The organism is Acinetobacter sp. AS23 (assembly GCF_023612055.1).
Classification (GTDB): domain Bacteria; phylum Pseudomonadota; class Gammaproteobacteria; order Pseudomonadales; family Moraxellaceae; genus Acinetobacter; species Acinetobacter oleivorans.
On the sequence record NZ_CP082274.1, the window covers coordinates 3,805,358 to 3,828,310 of the forward strand.

Here is a 22,953-nt window from a genome sequence, read left to right on the forward strand (position 1 = left end):
TGTATGCAACAACCTGATCAAAAAGAATTGTTTGAAGTCTTGGATAAGCAAAAACAGAATCAACTTCAGATAGATCGCATATTAAAGATCGTACTCCCTATTATGGCTTTTTTACTTAGTGTGATTTGTGCAAATTTGAATTGGCAATCGACACTTGGCACCTTTGTTATTTTAACAATTACCTTTATTGCAGTCGGTATTAAACGACTTACTTTGTGGCACTGGCTCATTGTGATTACGATATATTGCTTAGCAGATAATTATTTAAGTTATGGTCAGCTTGATTTAACTCACTTACGTCTGCAACTCGGCACAATGCTTGTTTTTGTTGGGATGGTCGGAATTGGACGTCCTTATATAGACCGCTGGTTTATAAAAAGCCATAAAAACTAAAATAAAAAAAAGCGCCCTAAGGCGCTTTTTTATTAACAGATTAGGCTGGTTTACGTAAGTCTTTACGTAAAATTTTGCCTACATTTGACTTTGGTAATTCATCCATAAACTCAACATAACGAGGGCGTTTATAGCCTGTTAAGTTTTCTTTAGCGAAGCTCAAAACTTCTTCAGTCGTTAAGCTTTGATCTTTTTTCACAATAAAGAGTTTTGGCACTTCACCTGATTTTTCATCTGGAACACCAATAGCTGCAACTTCCAATACTTTTGGATGTTTAGCAATAACTTCTTCAATTTCACTTGGGTAAACGTTAAAGCCAGAAACCAAGATCATATCCTTTTTACGGTCTACAATTTTTGTATATCCACGGCTATCCATCACACCGATGTCACCCGTACGGAAGAAACCGTCTGCTGTCATGACTTTAGCTGTCTCATCAGGACGATTCCAGTAACCCTTCATCACTTGAGGACCACGAATTGAGATTTCGCCTTGCTCACCTAAAGCAACTTCTTTACCGTCATCATCTAAAATAGCAACTTCAGTTAAAGGTAACGGAATACCAATAGTGCCGCTAAATTCAGTAGAAGCAGGTGGATTTGCAGTTGCTACCGGTGAAGTTTCTGACAAACCATAGCCTTCAATAATGGTTGTACCAGTAATTTTCTTCCACGCTTCTGCTGTAGAAGGTAAAACGGCCATACCACCGCCCATCGCCATTTTTAAATTGCTATGGTCAAGTTGTTTGAATTCTTCATTGTTCACTAAAGCATTAAACAATGTGTTTACCGCTGGGAAGAATGATGGTTGATATTTACGTAATTCGTTAATAACAGCTGGTAAATCACGAGGGTTCGGAATCAAGATATTTGCCTGACCTTTATACATACCGTACATCGCGCAAACCATGAACGCAAAAATATGATAAAGCGGTAAAGCACAAACAATACGGTCGCCTTTAGCACCATCGTTTGCTCCAAATTTACTTTGGAAAATACCATCACACTGAAGTAAATTTGCTACAAGATTACGATGAGTAAGCTCTGCACCTTTTGAAACGCCTGTTGTACCACCAGTGTATTGAAGTACAGCAGTATCACTTAGAGTTAAAGTCGGACGCTTATAATTACTCGCATTTTCTTTATTTAATGCTGAGTTAAATTTAACGTGCCCTGGAATATTCCAAGCTGGAATTTGTTTACGTACTTTACGTAATACAAAATTCACCAGAGTACCTTTGAGTGTACCGAGCATGTCTCCTACTGATGCAACTACAACATGCTTCACTGGAGTTTTACCTAAAATGCTTTGGTAAACACTGGCAAAGTTTTCGATAATTACAAGTACTTCTGCACCTGAGTCATTTAATTGATGCTCAAGTTCACGCGCAGTATAAAGTGGGTTAACGTTTACTAACACTAAACCTGCACGTAACACAGCTAATGCAACTACAGGATACTGCAATACGTTCGGCATCATCACTGCCACACGAGTTCCTTTTGCTAACCCCAAATTTTGCAAATAGGTCGCGAACTTACGGCTTGCAAGCTCTAACTCATTAAATGACATCGCTTTATCCATAAAGATAAAGGCATCGCGAGAACCAAATTTTTGGAAATTACTCTCAAAAATATCAACAAGTGAGGTATTTTCCGCAGGCAATGCTACTGTTTCTGGAATCCCTGTTTTTTGGTATTCTGCAAACCAAATTTTTTCCATAATGCCATTATCTCCGATTCGTAATCCTTAGTAATAACTGTTATTCAATGCCCCAGCTATTCTTTAGCTTCTTGGTGCCAGAACATATTTAAAACTTATTGGCACATTCATGACACTTCGAACAAGATTATGAGACAGAAGTTTTGACAATTTAACCCTGCCAAATTTTTTGCATGGAGTACAAATTACGTACTCCAAATTGCTGTCCTTTTAATCGTTATTCAATACCAACAAGTTCAGTTCATTGCTTGAACATGTTGCCATATATAGCGTATTTATGTTGCCAGACGCTAGCTTTATCTCTGAATCAACAGTTTATTTGCTTTTTGATATCCACGTGGTAAGAGCTGACCTTTTGAAGCTCGTTTACCCATATATTTTTGTAGATCATCACCTTTTAATTTTAGATGTTGCTGACCCGCAACCACCTGAATTATTTCATCTAAGTTCAGGGTTGTCATGGATAAAATTTGCTCTTTCGCATCAAGTTGTATCAACTTATTACCTTTACCCTTATTTAGATTTGGTAGTTCTGCCAAATCAATAATCAAGAGTCGACCTGCTGAGCTGAGCACCGCTAAGTGCGTCATATTCTGAGCAGATATTAATGGTAAAGCTTTTGATTTTTCAGGAACAGACAAGAATGTCTTACCTGCCTTGGCATTGGTATCTAGCTGTTTGGTTTGAGTTTTAAACCCGTAACCAGATGTACTTGCAGCGATAAGTTCAGACTCTTCGTCTTCTAGATAAACCTGAATAAACGACACACCACTTGCAGGAGCAAGTTTAGAACTTAAAGGTTCGCCCAAACCTCTTGCTGATGGCAAACTGCTAATAGGCAAGGCATAACTACGCCCTGTCTCATCAAGGAAATAGATCCGTTGATTGGTTTTACCCACAGCGTGGCTTAAATATTGGTCACCCGCACGATAGTTTAAATTCTCTGCATCAACATCCGCACCTTTTGCAGCACGAATCCATCCCGCTTCAGATAAAACCACCGTTACCGCTTCAGCTGGCATTAAATCCTGTTCTTTAATCTGAACAGCTTCAGCACGCACCACGATTGGAGAACGGCGTTCGTCACCAAACTTTTTCGCGTCTTCTTTTAATTCACCAATAATCAGATTTTTTAAAGATTCCGGATTTTCTAATTGCTCACGAATAATGGCAGCTTTTGCAGCAAGCTCATCTTGTTCATGACGGATTTCCATCTCTTCAAGTTTTGCCAAATGACGCAACTTGAGTTCTAAAATTGCTTCTGCCTGTATCTCATCAATATTGAAATGTTCCATCAACACTGGTTTAGGCTGATCTTCTTCACGGATAATACGAATCACTGTATCAATATCAAGATAAGCAATTAAAAGACCTGCCAAAATATGCAGACGTTTTTCAATTCGGTTTAAATGATATTCTAAACGGCGAGTTACCGTTTTTTTACGGATCTCAATCCATTCAAGCAAGATACGACGAATCGATTTAACTTGAGGACGACCATCCTCACCAATCATGTTTAAATTAACACGGTAGCTCGACTCTAGATCGGTGGTTGCAAATAAGTGGCTCATTACCGCTTCTGCATCAATACGGTTAGAGCGAAGTACAATCACTAATCGTGTTGGGTTTGCATGATCCGACTCGTCACGAATATCAACGACTAATGGCAGCTTTTTGGCCTGCATTTGGTCGGCAATTTGAGTAATCACCTTAGAGCCCGATACTTGATAAGGCAGTTCGGTAATCACGATTTCATTTTTTTCAATGGTATAAACCGCTCGCATGCGGTAACTGCCACGACCAGTGGTCTGGATTTTGAGTAATTCTTCTGGCGGAGTAATAATTTCAGCTTTTGTTGGTAAATCTGGCCCTGGAATATATTCAGCCAATTTTTCATCTGAAGTTTGCGGGTTACGAATTAATGCAATCGTGCCTTTAATCACTTCACGTAAATTATGTGGAGGAATATCCGTCGCCATACCAACGGCAATACCAGTTGTGCCGTTGAGTAGAATATTAGGAATACGCGCTGGCAACGTAATAGGTTCTTTTAATGAACCATCAAAGTTATCTTGCCAGTCAGTTGTGCCCTGACCTAACTCATTTAACAACAACTCACTGTAAGCAGAAAGCTTTGCTTCGGTATAACGCATCGCAGCAAATGACTTAGGATCATCTGGTGCCCCCCAGTTACCTTGTCCTTCAATTAAAGGATAACGATAACTAAATGGCTGAGCCATCAATACCATCGCTTCGTAACATGCCGAGTCACCATGAGGATGGTATTTACCGAGCACATCACCTACTGTACGCGCTGATTTCTTTGGCTTGCCGCTATTTTTTAAGCCTAGCTCGCTCATGGCATAGACAATACGGCGCTGTACAGGCTTTAAGCCATCACTGATATGCGGCAATGCACGGTCCATAATGACGTACATGGCATAATTCAAGTAAGCCTGTTCAGTAAATTCGGCTACAGAGCGGTTTTCTGTCGCTTGATGCGCAAGGCTGGTCATAGTCAGCTTATCTTCCAAATCAGTCGTTATTTTAAATGAGTCTTATGCTAAGTGGGCTATGTTACAGACACAAGAGGGAGTCTGTCACCTGAGCGTCAAATTATGTCTCATCTCTCTATATTTTTAGTTACTTGCTATAAAGTTAGGCAAAACTACAAGCCTATCGACTCTAGTCTTTTCCCTTGGGTTTCTTCACCTAATATTAAAATTACAGCCGCGACCAAAAGTAAAACAACGGTAAACATCATAAAAACATGGCTAAACCCATGCTTTGCAACCATCATATGGGTAACAACGATCGGCGCCAAAATCCCGCCTAAACGCCCCATTGCCGAAGCCCAACCAGAACCAAAAGCTCGAATATTGGCTGGATATTGCTCTGGCGTATAGGTGTATAACACGCCCCATGCCCCTAAATTGAAGAACGACATGAGACAACCCCAAAACATAATGCTATTTACGCTATCGGCTTGTCCAAAGAAATATGCAGACAGTGCACAAAACCCGATAAATGAAGCAAGAGTAATTTTTCTACCCAATCGTTCTACAAACCATGCCGCCGCCAAGTACCCCGGCAGTTGCGCCAAAATCATCAGCAAAACATATTCAAAAGATTTAACAATGTCATAGCCCTGCTTCACCAATAAACTTGGCAACCACGTAAAGATACCGTAGTAGGAATACACAATTCCAAACCAGATGAGCCACAGCATTAAACTACGGCGTGCAAAAGGACCACTCCAAAGTTGTTTAAAAGAGACCTTTTGTTGTATGGCGACAGGCACAACTTCAATGTGATGAACAATTTGAACACCCGCCTGAGCTTCTAGTTTTTGTACTAAAGCATGCGCTTCTTCGATACGTCCACGGTTAATCAGATACGGTATCGACTCGGGAAGTTTTTTCCAAATCACTAAAATATAAATTAGAGGGAGGCCGCCCATCAGAAATGCGATATGCCAGCCAAATTTAGGAATAATAAAATAAGAAATTAACGCAGCAACTAACCAGCCTAAACCCCAAAAACTTTCAAGTAATACAATAAAACGACCACGCACATGTGAAGGTATATACTCACTCACCAATGTCACTGCAACAGGTAACTGCCCGCCAAGTCCAAGGCCAACAATAAAACGGAAAATCAATAACCATTTTAAATCTGGAGCAAATGCACATAAGGCAGTCGCAATACTATAAATTGCCATGGTCGTGGCAAATATTGTCTTTCGACCAAAACGATCTGCTAAGGCTCCCGAGCAAACTGCTCCAATAGCCATTCCGACAAAGCCAATACTGACAATCCAACCGCTTTCGGCTGGTGTTAATGCCCAGTCTTTAACAAGCGTTGTCATGATAAAAGCAATGATACCGGTGTCCATCGCATCAAACATCCAACCTAACCCAACCACCCACAATAAAGTGTAGTGGAATTTGCCAATTGGAAGATTTTGTATACGTGAAACCAGATCCATAAGAAAACTCTACTGGAAAGAATAAGTGAGCAATACAATATTTAATTGTTATAGCATGCTCACATCGTATTCTGCATGATTAATGTTCATCGGTTGATGAAGCTGATTCTGCATCGTCATCTTTATAAATAAACTTAGGCATTTCTAAGCCGAAATAGATCGCAATCAAACGCAGAGTAAAACCGAAAATTAAGGTTGAAATAACAGTTAACTCTAAACTGAATCCCAAATCTAAGCATACCCAATAGCAAATGACCGCTACAAAAGAAATACTCGCATAAAGTTCGCGACGGAAAACGAATGGAACATCGTTACATAAAATGTCACGCAAAATACCGCCAGAAACCCCAGTTAACACCCCTGCTACTGCCGACACAACAAAACCATGCCCCATTTGTAAGGCAATCTGACAACCAATAATGGTAAATCCAATTAGACCTAAAGCATCGAGCACCAAAAAGATGTTATGTAAGTGACGCATCCATTTGGCAATAATAATTGTGACAAAAGCAGCACAACAAGTCAGAACAAGATATTCAGGATGTTTTACCCAAGTTAAAGGATAGTGACCAAGTAATACATCGCGTACAGACCCACCCCCTAAAGCAGTCACACAGGCAATCAGTACGACACCGAACCAGTCCATACTCCGTCGCCCAGCGGACAGTGCGCCTGTCATGGCTTCGGCAGTAATCGCAATAATATAAATAACGGTGAGTAACATTGCCCTTTCCCTCAGGCCAAACGGTGCGCGTATTTTAAGATAAAGTTATAGGAATTGTGCACAGCATTGTTTAAATTTTTTTCCAGAGCCACATATACAAGGCTGTTTCATGGTGACATGCATATCGACCGTTGGATCAAGAAAAAACCATTGTTGTTGATGATATACAAAATGTGAAACCTCATGGTGAACCTGAGCTTTTTGTCCATCATGATAATGTGCCTTGAATTCAACCTGTGCATGGGTTTTATCGAGTTTTTCTTTGGCGTTAACGACGTCTAAACCCAACCATTGATTTTGTTTACTCCAGTCTGCAATGGCATCTTTATCAAGTGCAGTTTGCTGGCCTAAAGCGGTTGTTTTCACAATATAATCAATTTGCTGTAATGCAAAAGCACTATAACGCGAACGCATAAGCTGCTCTGCCGTCAGGGCTTTTGCTGTGCCTAAATGTAAAGGCTCACAACATTCTGCATAGCTGCCTTTTCCACATGGACAAGTGTGTTGAGTCATTCTGTGTTTCTCAAATAAAAAAATAGCTCAGAGTTGAGCTATTTTATGATGTTTCTAGGCTTAAAATGTCATTTAATCTTTTGATTCATCTTGTTCGATAGAAACAATATGAACTTTCTCGATTTTATGGCCTTCCATCGTCACCACTTCAAAGCGATAACCATCTGCTTCAACAGTTTCACCATTTTCAGGCAAGCGACCTAAATGGAATAACAAATAGCCCGATAAAGTAGAATACTGTTCACTTTCATCAACCAAATCACGACCTAATAACAAAGATACGTGACGAATGTCCGTTGAACCTTCAAGTATTAATGAACCATCTGCCAAGCTCTCAGCGGCTGCATCTAGCTCATCTTCATCAGGGAATTCACCCGCAATGGCTTCTAAAATATCAATTGGCGTTGCAATACCTTCAATTGAACCGTATTCATTTAAAACGATTGCCATTTGTAACGGTGCTTGACGTAATTGCTCCATCACCATAAGTACTTGAGCATTTTCATGCACAATGACAGGTTCACGTAAATGCTTTTGGAAATCGACCACACCTGTTTCAATAAAGCCATTTAGAACTTTATGAGTAAGTGCAATACCTTCAATATTATCAAGCTCACCACGTGCAACAATCAAACGAGAATGTGTCATTGACATTAAACGTTCTTTTAAAACTTCTGGTTCGTCGTCTAAATCAATCCACTCAAGTTCAGGTCGTGGAGTCATAACAGACTTTACAGGACGCTCTGATAAACCAAGAACACCTTGCACAAGCACACTATGATAAGCGCCATTTTCTTCGTCAAAAACTTCATCTGCAAAAGCTTGTGTAGCCAATACATCTTCTTTATCAGAAGATTGCGTATCTGAGCTAGAACCACTGCTTTTACTTCCTAGCATACGTAACACGGCTGAAGCAGTGCGATAACGTAAGTCGGTGGTTGTAACCAGTTTTTCCTGATTGCGACGCATGCTCTGGTTGATAATTTCCACCAAAACCGAGAAGCCAATTGCAGCATATAAGTAGCCCTTCGGAATATGGAAACCAAAACCTTCCACCACCAAAGAGAAACCAATCATCATCAAGAAACCAAGACACAGAATAACGACCGTTGGATGCTTATTCACAAAGTCCATGAGCGGTTTCGATGCCCACAACATGATTCCGACAGCAATTACAACTGCAACCATCATGATTGACAGCTCTTTCACCATACCTACAGCGGTAATCACACTATCTAACGAGAACACGGCATCAAGCACAACAATCTGAACAATGACCATCCAGAACGCAGCATGAACAGGATTATCTTCTTTATGAAGTTGATTACCTTCCATGCGTTCATGCAATTCCATGGTGCCTTTAAAGAGCAAGAACACACCACCAAACAACAAGATCAAATCACGCCCAGAGAATGGGTGATTAAAAATATGGAAGAGTGGTTCTGTCAGTGTCACGACCCAAGCAATCGAAGCTAAAAGTATTAGCCGCATTCCTAAGGCGAGTATTAAACCAATTATACGTGCTTTAGCTCGCTGCTCTGGCGGCAGTTTTTCGGCCAAAATAGCGATGAAAACGAGGTTATCGATCCCCAATACAATTTCAAGAACGATTAAAGTTGCTAAACCCACCCAAGCAGATGGATCAGACATCCATTCGAAGATCATCGATCCTGCTCCTGTGCTGATTGGATTTTATCTTTATTTGGCAACACAGCAGGCATGCCCATACAAAGGAGGGAAAATGTTTTTTTAGGACAAGAAATTAAAACGGAGCGACTACAACCACTACCCATATTTGTTCATATGTTGTTAAACGAATTTTTAGTATAGGCAAGATTTAACATAAATTCATCATTTTTATTTGTTCATGACAGGCATTCACTAAACCCATACAAAACGTTAGTCTTTACTATAAATCTGCTTATAAAGTTGTCATATTTTTTGCTTAGTGTAGACAAGAAATATGAACGTGATAAGGTGAAAATAAAACAATGAATAGCGTATTAACAATGGCAGTAAATGATTCACCAATAACAGCTGTAAAAACAAAACAACCTCTTATTGCATTATATTGTGGTTCACGTGCAGGAAATAAACCGATCTACCGAGAAAAGGCAATTGAACTCGCTCATGGAATTGCTGACCAAGGTTTCGGTTTAGTCTACGGTGGTGCCAGCATTGGTTTAATGGGACAAGTTGCTGAAAGCGTTCTCGCAAACGGCGGAGAAGCTGTCGGTGTCATTCCTGAATTTATGCTCGACTATGAAGTAGCCCATGCTGGCTTAACTGAATTACATGTCGTAGAAACCATGCACGAGCGCAAAGCCATGATGGCAGAGCGTGCAAGTGCATTTATTGCGTTACCCGGCGGTTTAGGAACATTCGAAGAAATATTGGAAATAGCCACTTGGGGCCAACTTAATCAACATCAAAAACCCATGATTTTGTATAACGTAAATGGCTTTTATAATGCATTGATTGCCCAACTAGACCATGCGGTTCAAGAAGGTTTTCTTCCCCTTCAGCACCGAGCTAAATTAATTGTATGTGATGATGTCGATCAAATTTATAACGTCATTAAAAATTTAAAAATGCCGAAAAGATTTGTTGTTTAGTTACCCACCTACTCTCCATAAAAAAGCGGTTCTGCCGCTTTTTTTGTTTTAACTATTTTCACCGCTACCTTCAAAAGCACTTAGATTTATTAAAGGGGTAATCAACATTGTCTTACTTTTTTTACTTTCAATTTGTTTTACACTAGACCAAAACGTTAACTTTCAAATGTTATGAATGCCACGCCGACTCACCAAGCCTTGCAACCTGAATATCGCTTACTCGTACTTTTGGTTTCCATTGGCTTTTTTATGCAGGCTTTGGACACAACAATTGTAAATACAGCTATTCCTGCCATGGCTCACCATTTAAATGAAGACCCTCTACGCATGCATAGCGTAGTAGTGGCCTATGTTTTATCAGTAGCTGCCTGCATTCCTTTAAGTGGATGGTTAGCAGACCGCTTTGGTGTTAGAAATATTTTCTTATCGGCAATCGTTATTTTTACTTTAGCCTCTTTAGGTTGTGGTCTTTCTCAGAGCCTCAATGAACTCTTATTTTTCCGGGTCATCCAAGGCGTAGGCGGGGCTTTACTACTTCCTGTTGGTCGATTATCACTTTTAAAGATTATTCCCCGAACTCAGTTTTTAGCTGCAATGAGCTTAATGAGTCTTGCAGGTTTACTCGGGCCGTTGGCTGGTCCAACTTTAGGTGGCTGGTTAGTTGAAGTTGCAACGTGGCATTGGATTTTCCTCATCAATATTCCCATGGGTATCTTAGGTATCTTAATGACATTAAAAGTCATGCCTAATTTAAAAGAGCCTTCAGTTAAAACATTTGATTTAGGCGGCTTCATCTTATTAGTGGTGGCCATGATTGGATGGTCTTTGGGTATCGAACATTTAGCCTCCCCTGAATATTCAAAATGGTTCAGCATTTCACTATTGGTCGTCGGCATAATCGCAACACTTTGGTATGCCTATCATTCTCATACTCATCAAAATGCGTTGTTCCGCAGTCGACTCTTTAGAAATAAAATTTATGCGATTGGTATTTTAGGTAATTTCTTTGCTCGCTTCGGTGGTAATGCTTTACCTTTTGTTTTACCGCTCATGCTACAAGTCGCTTTTGGCTTTGAACCTTTTATTGCTGGTTTAATGATGATTCCTTTAGTCTTGGGTTCATTATTTTCAAAGCCAATTGTCAGACCGATTATTCAAAAGATTGGCTATCGACGTTTTTTACTCATCAACACAACGCTGGTCGGGCTATGTATTGCCTCTTTCGCCATCATGACAGTCGACACTCCAACTTGGTTTAGAGCCTTGCACTTTTTCTTATTCGGTACATTAAACTCACTGCAATTTGTGGGTATGAACACATTGACCTTAAAAGATCTGCCTCAACAAGATGCAAGTAGCGGTAATAGCTTTTTATCGATGATCATGATGCTATCAATGAGTATTGGCGTGGCACTTGCGGGCACACTCATTAATATCTTTACTGATTATTATGGAGCTGACCATGTGACCACTGCATTCCATGTCACTTTAATTTGCCTCGGCTGTATCAATGTCATTACAGCGTTTATTTTCTGGCAAATTCCAAAAAATACCCCCGTATAAGCCGTTGCATTTTTAGCGTGGTTTCCCCCTCTTGAATCACGTTATGATGTCGGCTTCAAATCTTTAATGAGTTTTGCATGACCAAACTGGCTAAAACCTTTTTCACAGCACGGTACAATACCTTTATCGGAATTGGCTTGGGATGTGTTATGGGAGTTCTGGCTTATTTTGGTCTGTTCTATCAGCAAAAAGCCGTTGCACAAGATTATCCGGTTCAAGGATTCGATGTCTCTCATCATCAAGGTGATATTGACTGGAAAAAAATATCACCGGAAAAATTCCAATTCGTTTATTTAAAAGCAACTGAAGGCGGCGATTACAAAGATTCAAAATTTCAAGAAAACTGGCTCAAAGCTCGTGAACATGGGCTTCATGTAGGGGCTTACCACTTTTATCGTCTATGTCGTGATGGAAAGACACAAGCTGATAACTTTATTGCGACTGTACCTAAAAAATTAGATGCTCTTCCTCCCGTCATTGATCTGGAATATGACGGTAACTGTATTAATTCGCATACCAAAGAACAATTACTTAAAGAAATAGGCATCATGCATGATCGCCTAAAACAGCATTATGGCAAACAGCCTATATTTTATATTTCTAAAACTTTTTATCACATTGTGTTAATCGGTAGTTTTCCTAATACACCACTTTGGGTCAGAGATTACGAAGGAAAACCTGAACTTAAAGACAAGAGAAAATGGCTCTTTTGGCAGCATAGTAATCAGGGTAAAATTGAAGGAATAACAAAGCCCGTAGACTTAAATGTTTATGAGGATTCAGTCAAAGAATGGCACCAATTCTTACAGCAGCAAAGCATCGTGAAAGCACAATAATATGCGCAAAATCATTCATATCGATATGGATGCCTTTTATGCATCAGTCGAATTGCGAGAGCGTCCTGATCTAAAGCATCTCCCTGTGGTTATTTCTTCGCATCATCCGCGAGCTGTCATTGCTGCTGCATCCTATCCTGCCCGTGAATTTGGTCTGCGTTCAGCCATGTCGATGAGTCAGGCAAGAAAACTATGCCCTCAAGTCTTTATTATTGAGCCAAATTTTGAAAAATACCGCACAGTTTCCGCTCAAATTCACTCTATTTTTCAGCAATATACTCTGCTTATTGAGCCTTTATCGCTCGATGAAGCCTATTTGGATGTCACAGAAAATCTAAAACAGATTGCGAGTGCAACCGAGGTTGCGATGCATATTCGGGAAGATATTTTTAGGTTAACTGGACTGACAGCATCAGCAGGTGTAGCCCCCAATAAATTTTTGGCAAAAATTGCTTCGGACTGGAACAAACCTAATGGCTTATGTGTAATCAAACCTTCGCAGGTTGCTAGTTTTATTCAAGAGCTGCCACTTAAAAAAATTCCTGGCGTCGGCAAAGTCACTCAGGAAAAATTACAGCAACTTCAATTACATACTCTGGGCGATTTACAGAAAATTGAAGAGGCTGTTTTAGTTCACCACTTTGGTAAATATGGACAACAACTCTATCTATATGCACAAGGGATTGACCATAGACCTGTTCAAGCTGAAAGAGCTCGCCAACAAATTTCGAAAGAGACCACTTTCGATAGTGACTTTACTTTAGTTCAATGTCAGCCTTATTGGCAGGGACTAGCCGAGAAAGTCTGGCAAAGCTTAGAGAAAAAACAGCTCAATGCACGTGGTGTGAATATTAAGCTTAAACTCAAGAATTTTCAGACTTTACAACATAGTAAAAGCTTTAAAAGACCGATCCAGTCGCTACAGGACTTAATCCAAGTTTTATTTTTATTATTAAATGAAATGCAGATTCCTGAACATTTTCAGTTCCGCTTAATTGGTATAGGAGTTTATCAATTACAGACCCAAGCGGATGACTTCCAACTTAACCTTTGGTGATTGGTTAATTTTCACCCAAAAGAGCAACTTTTAAACAAAATAGACTCCCTTTTACTGAGACTTTAGAGTAACCTAATCAACGCATATTCATTACCCATGTATTTGCAACATGCCAAAGCAACCTTTACTTTCGGCATATCGTCCTGTGATTGGCGTGACGACCAAATCCGAATATTACAGGGCTCTTCTGATACATGGCTTAGATATCCCTTCATCACAATAATCTACTGAAATTCCTTTCTGCTTGCTTGCACCAACCCAGTAACTCTTCATAAAATCAAAACTATTAAATAAAACCACCCTAGAGCATTTTTATGACGGTAAAGCGTTTACACGTGACTTCACGCTACTGCGAAGTTGCGATTTCAGGTAATTTGGTACATTTAGCTGGCCAACTCGCAGATGATACAAGCGTAGATGTTACAGCACAGACTCAACAAACTTTAGATAATATTGATCGTCTATTGGCAGAAGCTGGAACAGATAAAACCCATATTCTTTCTGTTATGATTTTTCTAAAAGATATCGACAAAGATTATGCAGCAATGAATGCTGTTTGGGATGCATGGATTAGTGAAGGACATCCACCAGCACGTACTTGTGTAGAATCTAAACTTTATGCGCCGGACGTGCTTGTAGAAATGACGGTTGTTGCAGTACTTCCATAATTTTTATAAATATAAAATGACACTAAATTGAGCAATATCCCTAGTTATATTGCTCAATTTTTTAGTAGTTTTAACATTTTTAATGTCAGCATGTTATTAAGATCTTCTTTAATGAGTTCTTTAATCAATTGCTATAATCTCTAATTTTTAAGACTTCACAAACGCATTTGACATTCTTTCTAGTTGCGGCGTTGCATGTAAAGTTGCCATCTCTGTTTCTGGTGTCAATAAGTCCCTTCTTAGATCGTGATAATCAGGCACCTCACTGTAATGCAGTACACGATAGCCGGCCAATTGTAATAGACGACGTTCATATTGCTGATGTGCACGGCGTAAACCATTTTCGCCAAGAACAACAATGACAACAACCTGATAATTTTGATCAAGTACAACAAAATCAGCTGCCATATTTTGATATTTTCGACGTGTATGCGCATATTTTGTAGTTAATAATGCATCAAAGGATACATGTGCCAACACGGTAAATTTAGGTAAAACTGTTTGTAGTCTGGTTAATGTCATTTGCTCATGGCTAGTTAATACTGCACGGCGCTTCAAGGCACTATCATGTTGATGCCTTCGTGAAAGACTTTTCACTGCCATTACAACAGCCAAGAATAATAATAAGATCGTAATTAAATAGTACATGGGTCCAATCCTTTAGGTTTTTTATAATGATTTTGCTAGATCACACTTTGTTTTAATTGATAACGACACAGCCGTTTTTTAAAAGGTTCACTTAGTAATTTCACTTGTAGTTATCAAGCTTGGCTTAAATTTAGCCACCCTCACATTATTTATAATCATAGAGTCTACAACAATCAAGTGCAGCTCGTCAGATTTTTGCTATTTATCATTATTCGTTACGTTTTTTGTACTTTTAATCTTCAAAAATCTCACTATACGATTTAAATAGATACTTTAAAAACAAAACAGGCTCTATTTAAGAGCCTGTTTTATCACTATCCACGAACCTTGCTTTTAGGTTTACTTTTTCCACCAAATGGTCTTTTCTCACCTGTTTCACGAGGAGGCAAACCAGTGTGCTGGGTTAAAACCTGTCCTTTTTGTGGACGTTTTTGCCCTGCTGCTGAACGAGATTGTCCCTGACCACGTTTTGCTGAATCACCCGCTACAGAAGAGTTCTTCTTACGTGCCGACTTATATTCACCTTCAGCAGTGCCTTGTGGCTGATAGGTCGGAATCAAGTGCTGCTTTGAATTACCAATTAAATCTGCACGGCCCATTTCTTTTAAAGCTTCACGAAGCAATGGCCAGTTGTTTGGATCATGGTAGCGTAGGAATGCTTTATGCAGACGACGGCGTTTCTCACCTTTTACAATATCAACTTTTTCAGTATAGCGAGCGACTTTAGCAAGCGGGTTTTTGCCCGAATAATACATAGTTGTTGCAGTTGCCATTGGCGATGGATAGAACGTCTGTACCTGATCGGCACGGAAACCATTCTTTTTCAACCAAATTGCAAGGTGCATCATGTCATAATCTGAAGTACCCGGATGTGCTGCAATAAAGTAAGGAATTAAATATTGCTCTTTTCCTGCTTCTTTACTAAAGCGGTCAAACATTTGTTTAAAACGATCATACGTACCAATACCCGGTTTCATCATCTTAGATAACGGGCCTTGCTCGGTATGTTCAGGAGCAATTTTTAAATAACCACCTACGTGGTGCTGTACCAGCTCTTTGACATATTCAGGGTTGAGTACGGCAAGGTCATAACGTAAACCTGAACCAATTAGAATCTTCTTCACACCTTTAATCGCACGTGCTTTACGATAAAGCTGCACTAAAGGTGCATGATCAGTATGCAAGTTTTGACAAACGCCCGGATATACACAAGAAGGTTTACGACAGTTCTTCTCAATTTCTGGGTCTTTACAGTGCAAACGGTACATGTTTGCCGTTGGACCACCTAAATCTGAAATAATGCCGGTGAAGTTTGGTGCAGTATCACGGATTTTTTCAATCTCACGTAAGATCGAATCTTCAGAACGGTTTTGGATAATACGTCCTTCATGCTCTGTAATCGAACAGAATGTACAGCCGCCAAAACAGCCACGCATAATATTGACCGAGAATTTGATCATATCAAATGCAGGGAAACGCGCATTACCATAAGTAGGATGTGGCAAACGTGCATAAGGTAAATCAAACACATAATCCATTTCCTCAGTCGTTAGAGGAATTGGTGGTGGATTAATCCAGACATCACGTTCACCATGGCGTTGCACCAACGCACGGGCATTACCCGGATTAGTTTCAAGGTGCAATATACGGTTTGCATGCGCGTAAAGCACGTGATCATTCGCCACTTCTTCAAAAGAAGGTAAACGAATCACCGCTAACTCGCGTGGAGGTAACTTGTGTTTAATTGCTTTTGACGGTGCTGGCTTTAATTGAACGATTTGAGTGTCGTCATCTAGTTTGTCGCCTTCACGCACAATCGGGTTTGCAACAATCTCTTTCTGGAAATCTTGATACTGAGCTAAAGAATTACCCTTTTCTTTTTCAACCTCACAGCCATCAATATCTTCAGTCATGACATATGGGTTAATAATTGGGTCAACACGTCCAATCGTATCTACATCATTACTCGCAACTTCAACAAACTTTGCTTTTGATGCTTTGTTATGTTTATTAATAATAAATGCTGTACCACGAACATCAGTAATCTCGTGGATTTTTTCACCTTTCGCCAAACGATGCATCACATCAATAATGGCACGCTCACCATTACCATACATGAGCAAATCGGCTTTTGAATCCATCAAAATCGAACGACGGACTTTATCTGACCAATAATCGTAGTGAGCAATACGACGTAAACTACCTTCAATACCACCTAATAACACTGGTACATCTGGGAAAGCTTCACGACAACGTTGACAATATACTGTTGCTGCACGGTCAGGACGTTTATTTGGTTCATTGTTTGGTGAATATGCATCATCAGAACGGATTTTACGATCTGCCGTATAACGGTTAATCATCGAATCCATATTACCTGCGGTCACGCCCCAAGCAATCGTAGGCTTACCTAAAACACGGAAGCTTTCAACATTGGTCCAGTCTGGCTGCGCAATAATTCCGACACGGAAACCTTGTGCTTCAAGTACACGCCCAATCACACCCGATACAAATGATGGGTGGTCAATATAAGCATCGCCACAGACTAAAATAAAGTCACATGCATCCCAGCCGAGTTGGTCCATTTCTTCTCGTGACATCGGCAAAAATGGTGCGGGTTCAAAACACGACGCCCAATATTTGTCGTAATCAAACAGCGCTTTGGGCGCAGTCTGCATGGTGTAGGCAGTAGACATGGCTTGCGAATCTCGGCTAGCAGATGGAGGAGAGACATCTAAAGATGAAAGCCGATCATTTTAACATGAATTTCATTCATTTTCCCTGTTTATAAAACATGCGAAAACAACAATATAGAAATTAATTTGATTAAACTTTACTCAATATTTTATTCTGCGAATAAATGCGGCGGAACAAAATCCGCCGCAGTTTTAATTTTTATTTATAGAGCTTAGAACAAAGCTTTTGGCAAACGAATCTGAATAATTTCATTATCATCAGCCAATTTTACATTACGTCCTGTCGAACCAGGGAAGTTATTGTCATTTAGTACCGTGAGCGTTGTGCCATTTTCAATAACCACATCTTCAATGGTTTCAAACGGGAAAGCAAAAACCTGTCCCGTCCCAATATCTCCTGCTCTAGCTGTGCCATACAACATATTCGGGTTAGCAATTTTAATTAAATCAACTAAATCTTCACGGCTTACTAGCTGACCTGACTCATTCAATTTAATACGGATTAACTTTTTATATCCGCCTAAATTATTCTGAGTCGCATCACGTTCAATAATTATGCCTTCTTTATCATTAAAGAGTTGGAAGTCACCAATATTGGTTGCCTTGCTATCTAATTGGAACCAATAATATTTCCCTGTATACGCTTTTTTCTTAATATCGAATTGAGAAATCAGCAGTTGTCTTTCCGTTTCCCGAATTGATTTAATTGGCTTTTCTATAAGAGGGTAAAGATACTGCCCGTCTGGTGAAATTGCCATTCCTTCAAAACCACCACTTTGCTGAACCAAAGGCTCTACAAAATTAATTTGTGCTTTATTAAACTGATTTTGTGGTGAACGTAACTCCTGAGTTGGGTTTAACGGATTTGGTAGAGCAATCGGTGCATCTAATAACACACCATCCGCTGAAAAATGAAGTAAATAAGGTCCAAATTCATCGCCAATCCAGTAAGTCCCATCATTAGTACGTTGCATTGATTCTGGGTCAAAATCAGCACCGGTTAATAAACGCTCAGCTGTATCACCATTCACGATATTAAATGGAATTAATTTGTTCGGATCACGCAGCTGGATAAAGCTTTGCACAGTTACTTGACCCGTGCCTTTAGCTTTAGTTTTGAAATCAGGCTTTAGTTTATAAATACGAAGTAAAAAATCTGCTGAATTATCTTGAGTCCCAAAACCATTATCAGCCATTGCCATATAGCTACCATCTTCATTTTTTAATGCAGCAGAAAAGCCTTGTACAGGTTGACCCTTAAATGGAGGATAAATTCCATTTGCGCCTTTCACATATGCCCCAGAGTCTGGGCCAGCTGCATAAGTTTCTACAGGTAATTTGGCAAAAGAAATTAAGGTCGGTTCAGTAACTTTTTCATTAGGTGAAGTTTGTTCTTGATCGTTATCATCATTACATGCCGTCAATCCTAAACTGGCACAGCATAATAATGCGACTAAAGTTTTTTTGCTCATAGTTTTATACAGTTGGTAAAAAATTAAGCAAATTTAATCAAGCTTATATGAAGTTTTTACTTCAAAAAGATGAAATCTTTATGGCGAAAATATGACAAGACTAACTATTTAATAGAACCTTAAAAATTCAGCCTCTTCGCTAAAAACTGATTAAAGTTTTGTTGGCTGATATTCTCCAGCAATTGCTGCTTTTAAAAATTTTTGGAAAGTTGGACATTCCATATGATTTTCAGCAGGACATACAGCAGCATGCTCTAATCCTTGGCTGATAAAATGTAATCGCTTTGCCATGTGCTCTAGCTGTTCAGCTTTATCTTTTAGTTTTTGCCGATCAAGCTCTGGCTTACCATCTTGTCCAAACATTGTTGCGATTTCATTTAAAGAAAAACCTGCGGCACGACCTAAAGCAATGAGTGCCAATTGATCAAGCACTTGTTTCCCATACTGCCGACGTAAACCTTGCCGCCCTATCGATTTAATTAATCCTTTCTCTTCATAAAAACGTAGTGTAGCGGTTGTGACTTTTGCCTCTTTAGCGACTTCACCAATATCCATAGCAACCTCTTGACTTCAAGTGAACTTTAACTTGCACAATAAATTTATCACGTTTCAGACGTATAAAAGCAAGGTTTCAAAATGAATCTCTCCACATTGTTCTTTCAGGCTTTATGCCTCGGCATTGGCGCAACAATTATGATGGATATCTGGCTGTTAATATTAAAGATATTCAAAATTCCGACCTTAAATTTCTCCTTTCTCGGACGCTGGGTGGGCTGGATATTTAAACGGAAATTCATCCATCAATCTATTGCAAAAAGCCCTCAAATTAAGGGTGAATATTTATTAGGTTGGGTCGCTCACTATAGTGTCGGGCTGATCTTTGCATTGAGCTTTCTTTTAATTGTTGGCTCAACTTGGATGAGCCATCCTCAGTTTTATTCAGCACTTCTTTTTGGTGTAGTCACCGTTCTCATTCCTTTTTTTATTATGCAACCCGCCATGGGTAGTGGTTTTGCTTCATCAAACACACCTCATCCTTTTTTGAACTGTCTAAAAAGTTTGATGAACCATAGTGTTTTTGGTTATGGCTTATATCTCACTGCAAAATTATTTCAAATTTAAATAAAGAGGAAACTACTCATGAAAACCATTGCCATTATTTACTATAGTCGCCAAGGCCACACCCAATTTATTGCTCAGCAAATTCAAACGGGCATCTTAAGCCAAGAAAATATCGAAGTAGATTTACTCAATGCTGAACATCTTGTCGAAAACCCAGAAACCCTAATTCAATATGATGGCTTAATTTGGGGATCCCCCACTTATTTAGGTGGTGTATCTTCCAAGTTAAAACAACTCATGGATGTGACGGGGCCATTATGGAAAAAACAGAGCTTTAAAGGAAAACTAGCGGCTGGCTTTACTGTATCTTCCCTTCCCGCAGGTGATAAACAATCGACACTAATTTCACTTTTTACCTTTTGCATGCAACACGGCATGTTATGGGTCGGCAACCCGATTATGCCTGAGCAACATCAAGGTATTCCTTATACTCAAGCAGCCAATCGTCTAGGCTCATGGTCAGGCTTAATGGCTCAGGCTGAACATGGCAGTAATGCCGATAGGTTTGATGAAGGAGATATTAAAACTGCCCAACAATTTGGAGAAAATTTTGCATTGACCTTAAATGCTTATCAAGGAATATAAGACCATGAAAGCACAGAAGCTTTTATTCCTCTTCATTTTATCAGGAATGATGTCTTTTATAGTTTCAGGTATTTCAACTTTTAAAGTAGTGGGACTAAATCATCATTTCCTTTCATTGTGGGTATCGGCTTGGATTATTGCATGGATATTGGCTTTTCTAAGTGTATTGATTTGTGCGCCTATAGCCCAGAAACTTGTCGACATCGTATTTAAGTAAGTTGATCTGTAAGTTAAAACGTACAAAACTTGCGGTGATTTGCGGATATTCGTCTTTAGTATTTTTTCATAATATATGAAACATAGAGAGACAGGATGTCTCATTGAAGAAGAATAAGAACGCAGGAAGCGGTAGTTGACAGGAGTTAGCTACATAAGCTGAATACGAAAGAACCTCGACAGGAAGTCGGGGTTCTTTCATTTTAATTATACAAAATTCTCACTATTTGCTTGTGCTGAGCAACAGAACTTATATTGATCGATTAATTACAGCTGAATACCATGATTTCATTTGAAATTTGATTATCGGTTTTGTATTTTGCTTACCTCATCTTTATCTAACAATTATTTTAAACCGACTCAAATAAATATTTTGAGTCTCAAATTTTTCGTAATTGCTTTAATGACAATAATGACTGGGTGTACAAGCTTAGGCCCGAATAGTGGTTCATTTTCATGGCGTTCAAATAAGCTCTCGTCTGGTCTACAAAAAGCTTATTCTGTTCCACAAAGCACAGCGAATCGGTTATCTCCGATTATTATTCAAAGTGCTGACCAATATAATGTGCCCCCTCTTTTACTTGCCGCGGTCATAAGACAAGAATCAAGTTACAATACTAATGCCCTCTCGCCTACGGGTGCAGTAGGTTTAACTCAAATTATTCCCAGCTATTGGCAACAAACTTGTGCTGGTAATTTGTATGATGAATCTACAAATATTCAATGTGGTGCTTATATCTTAAATCACTATTACCAGTCAGCGGATAGTTGGTTTAAGGCTACGGCTTATTATAATGTTGGCCCAACTGGATATGAGCGAAGTTTCTGGACACGGCACAAAGCTAAAAAATATGCTCGATCTGTTAAACGTCATCAAAAAGCTTTAAAAAGTGCTTTATAAATAAGCTTAAATAAAAGCCCATCAATAGATGGGCTTTTTTATACAATTAATTTTATTCGTCAAATAAACCGTCAAACAGAACAGAAGATAAATAACGCTCCCCACTATCTGGCAGAATAACAACAATAGTTTTACCGGCATTTTCAGGGCGTTCTGCAATTTTTGCCGCCGCAGCCAAAGCTGCGCCACTTGAAATACCCACTAGAATACCTTCTTGGGTTGCACAGTTTCTTGCCCACTGAATTGCTTCTTCGCTAGTCACTGGTAAGACTTCATCCACAAGATCTAAATCAAGATTCTTTGGAATAAAATTCGCACCAATTCCCTGAATTTTATGCGGCGCAGGTGTAATGTCCTCTCCATTTCTAGTTTGAGTAATAATTGGAGACTCAGCAGGCTCAACAGCTACAGAATACAAAGGTTTATTTTGAACTTGTTCGAAATAACGAGAAATACCAGTAATTGTGCCGCCAGTACCTACGCCAGCAATCAGAATATCGACTTGTCCATCTGTTGCTTGCCAAATTTCAGGACCAGTTGTATCTACATGGATTTGTGGATTCGCTGGGTTTTCAAATTGCTGAGGTAAGAAATAAACATCTGGCTGTTCAGCTGCTAATCGTACCGCTTCATCAACTGCACCTTTCATCCCTTTCGCTGGTTCAGTTAAAACCAAATTGGCACCGAGAGCTTTTAATACTTTTCTACGCTCAAGACTCATACTTACAGGCATAGTTAAGGTAATTGGATAACCCTTAGCAGCTGCAACAAAAGCCAATGCAATACCAGTATTACCACTGGTTGGTTCAATAATATGCATGCCTTCTTTTAGCACACCACGCTTTTCTGCATCGGCAATTAGTGCCGCTCCGATACGACATTTCACAGAAAATGCAGGGTTACGGCTTTCCACTTTTGCTAATACGGTTGTACCAGTTTTAATCAAACGATTGATGCGAACTAAAGGAGTATTGCCAATAGCTTCTGCATTATTTGGATAAACTGCTATTCCTAAATTATTGGGTGTTGGAAATTGCTGATCAGTAGACATGTTATATCCTTATTAGATTTGGAATGATTCTGAATCATTATAAGCTTCTAGAGTAAACAGGAAAGTAGAAAAGCTAAGTAATGCCTGAATTCTCAAGTGAACAATATGCCTTGTCATAGATTTCTTTTTAATAAATAAAATTTAAAATTATTTTAAAAATCAAATTATTAGATTAAATTATTTTA

Annotated in this window: 21 protein-coding genes and 1 pseudogene; 10 read left to right on the plus strand and 12 right to left on the minus strand. The window is 39.3% G+C overall.

From position 1 onward, the window contains the following. Positions 1 to 3 precede the first annotated feature (3 nt). Positions 4 to 393 (plus strand): hypothetical protein, encoded by a 390-nt coding sequence (locus tag K6I41_RS18055; RefSeq protein ID WP_005301519.1) that lies wholly within the window; start codon positions 4 to 6, stop codon positions 391 to 393. Positions 394 to 433: 40 nt separating this feature from the next. On the opposite strand, the gene K6I41_RS18060 is transcribed toward K6I41_RS18055, so the two are convergent. From K6I41_RS18060 to K6I41_RS18085, 6 genes are all read right to left on the minus strand, one after another. Next, positions 434 to 2,113, minus strand: a complete 1,680-nt coding sequence (locus tag K6I41_RS18060; protein ID WP_004795215.1) for a long-chain-fatty-acid--CoA ligase — start codon at positions 2,111 to 2,113, stop codon at positions 434 to 436. 296 nt (positions 2,114 to 2,409) lie between these two features. Beyond that, positions 2,410 to 4,629 carry a DNA topoisomerase IV subunit A gene (parC, locus tag K6I41_RS18065; protein WP_013199151.1) on the minus strand — a complete coding sequence of 740 codons (2,220 nt, stop codon included), beginning with the start codon at positions 4,627 to 4,629 and terminating at the stop codon, positions 2,410 to 2,412. A gap of 152 nt (positions 4,630 to 4,781) precedes the next feature. Then, on the minus strand, positions 4,782 to 6,101 hold the full coding sequence (gene niaP / locus K6I41_RS18070) for a niacin transporter NiaP (protein WP_005301502.1): 1,320 nt from the start codon (positions 6,099 to 6,101) through the stop codon (positions 4,782 to 4,784). A gap of 79 nt (positions 6,102 to 6,180) precedes the next feature. Then, positions 6,181 to 6,825, minus strand: coding sequence for a trimeric intracellular cation channel family protein (locus K6I41_RS18075; protein ID WP_004795225.1), 645 nt, complete (start codon positions 6,823 to 6,825; stop codon positions 6,181 to 6,183). Between the two features lie 45 nt (positions 6,826 to 6,870). Continuing rightward, the gene (locus K6I41_RS18080) at positions 6,871 to 7,338 is read right to left on the minus strand and encodes a YchJ family protein (RefSeq protein ID WP_151822284.1); all 468 of its coding nucleotides are present in this window, start codon (positions 7,336 to 7,338) and stop codon (positions 6,871 to 6,873) included. Between the two features lie 72 nt (positions 7,339 to 7,410). Beyond that, on the minus strand, positions 7,411 to 9,003 hold the full coding sequence (locus K6I41_RS18085; RefSeq protein WP_250374893.1) for a TerC family protein: 1,593 nt from the start codon (positions 9,001 to 9,003) through the stop codon (positions 7,411 to 7,413). A 326-nt stretch (positions 9,004 to 9,329) separates the two neighbouring features. On the opposite strand from K6I41_RS18085, the gene K6I41_RS18090 reads away from it, so the two are divergent. The 4 genes from K6I41_RS18090 (at position 9,330) to dinB (ending at position 13,409) form a co-directional block, all read left to right on the plus strand. Then, entirely contained in the window at positions 9,330 to 9,953 is a 624-nt protein-coding gene (locus K6I41_RS18090; RefSeq protein ID WP_250374894.1) for an LOG family protein, read from the plus strand. 171 nt (positions 9,954 to 10,124) lie between these two features. Further along, positions 10,125 to 11,516: a multidrug transporter subunit MdtD gene (gene mdtD / locus K6I41_RS18095; RefSeq protein ID WP_250374895.1), complete on the plus strand. Its 1,392-nt coding sequence runs from the start codon at positions 10,125 to 10,127 to the stop codon at positions 11,514 to 11,516. A 77-nt stretch (positions 11,517 to 11,593) separates the two neighbouring features. Then, complete coding sequence (locus K6I41_RS18100; RefSeq protein WP_250374896.1) at positions 11,594 to 12,352, plus strand: glycoside hydrolase family 25 protein; 759 nt, start codon at positions 11,594 to 11,596, stop codon at positions 12,350 to 12,352. Position 12,353: 1 nt separating this feature from the next. Further along, positions 12,354 to 13,409: a DNA polymerase IV gene (gene dinB, locus K6I41_RS18105; RefSeq protein ID WP_250374897.1), complete on the plus strand. Its 1,056-nt coding sequence runs from the start codon at positions 12,354 to 12,356 to the stop codon at positions 13,407 to 13,409. A 4-nt stretch (positions 13,410 to 13,413) separates the two neighbouring features. Here the strand turns inward: dinB and K6I41_RS18110 are convergent. Then, positions 13,414 to 13,530 (minus strand): annotated as a pseudogene (locus K6I41_RS18110) (hypothetical protein). A 193-nt stretch (positions 13,531 to 13,723) separates the two neighbouring features. On the opposite strand from K6I41_RS18110, the gene K6I41_RS18115 reads away from it, so the two are divergent. Continuing rightward, on the plus strand, positions 13,724 to 14,077 hold the full coding sequence (locus K6I41_RS18115) for a RidA family protein (RefSeq protein ID WP_004795237.1): 354 nt from the start codon (positions 13,724 to 13,726) through the stop codon (positions 14,075 to 14,077). Between the two features lie 147 nt (positions 14,078 to 14,224). Here K6I41_RS18115 and K6I41_RS18120 read toward each other — a convergent pair whose 3' ends face one another. The 4 genes from K6I41_RS18120 to K6I41_RS18135 all read right to left on the minus strand — a co-directional run bounded on the left by K6I41_RS18120 (position 14,225) and on the right by K6I41_RS18135 (position 19,448). Beyond that, positions 14,225 to 14,725 (minus strand): DUF2726 domain-containing protein, encoded by a 501-nt coding sequence (locus tag K6I41_RS18120; RefSeq protein WP_013199159.1) that lies wholly within the window; start codon positions 14,723 to 14,725, stop codon positions 14,225 to 14,227. A 314-nt stretch (positions 14,726 to 15,039) separates the two neighbouring features. Next, on the minus strand, positions 15,040 to 17,421 hold the full coding sequence (locus tag K6I41_RS18125; RefSeq protein ID WP_250374898.1) for a YgiQ family radical SAM protein: 2,382 nt from the start codon (positions 17,419 to 17,421) through the stop codon (positions 15,040 to 15,042). Between the two features lie 212 nt (positions 17,422 to 17,633). After that, entirely contained in the window at positions 17,634 to 18,893 is a 1,260-nt protein-coding gene (locus K6I41_RS18130; RefSeq protein ID WP_250374899.1) for an esterase-like activity of phytase family protein, read from the minus strand. A gap of 150 nt (positions 18,894 to 19,043) precedes the next feature. Next, a complete protein-coding gene (locus K6I41_RS18135) occupies positions 19,044 to 19,448 on the minus strand; it encodes a helix-turn-helix domain-containing protein (protein WP_005301469.1) in 405 nt (134 codons plus the stop codon). An 81-nt stretch (positions 19,449 to 19,529) separates the two neighbouring features. Between K6I41_RS18135 and K6I41_RS18140 the strand changes: the two genes are divergently transcribed. From K6I41_RS18140 to K6I41_RS18155, 4 genes are all read left to right on the plus strand, one after another. Then, a complete protein-coding gene (locus K6I41_RS18140; protein ID WP_250374900.1) occupies positions 19,530 to 20,015 on the plus strand; it encodes a DUF2938 domain-containing protein in 486 nt (161 codons plus the stop codon). Between the two features lie 18 nt (positions 20,016 to 20,033). Beyond that, a complete protein-coding gene (locus K6I41_RS18145; RefSeq protein WP_250374901.1) occupies positions 20,034 to 20,600 on the plus strand; it encodes a flavodoxin family protein in 567 nt (188 codons plus the stop codon). Positions 20,601 to 20,604: 4 nt separating this feature from the next. Beyond that, positions 20,605 to 20,817 (plus strand): DUF2798 domain-containing protein, encoded by a 213-nt coding sequence (locus tag K6I41_RS18150; protein WP_250374902.1) that lies wholly within the window; start codon positions 20,605 to 20,607, stop codon positions 20,815 to 20,817. A 291-nt stretch (positions 20,818 to 21,108) separates the two neighbouring features. After that, positions 21,109 to 21,717: a lytic transglycosylase domain-containing protein gene (locus K6I41_RS18155; RefSeq protein WP_111855775.1), complete on the plus strand. Its 609-nt coding sequence runs from the start codon at positions 21,109 to 21,111 to the stop codon at positions 21,715 to 21,717. A 52-nt stretch (positions 21,718 to 21,769) separates the two neighbouring features. On the opposite strand, the gene cysK is transcribed toward K6I41_RS18155, so the two are convergent. Continuing rightward, positions 21,770 to 22,768 (minus strand): cysteine synthase A, encoded by a 999-nt coding sequence (cysK, locus tag K6I41_RS18160; protein ID WP_250374903.1) that lies wholly within the window; start codon positions 22,766 to 22,768, stop codon positions 21,770 to 21,772. Between the last annotated feature and the right edge of the window lie 185 nt (positions 22,769 to 22,953).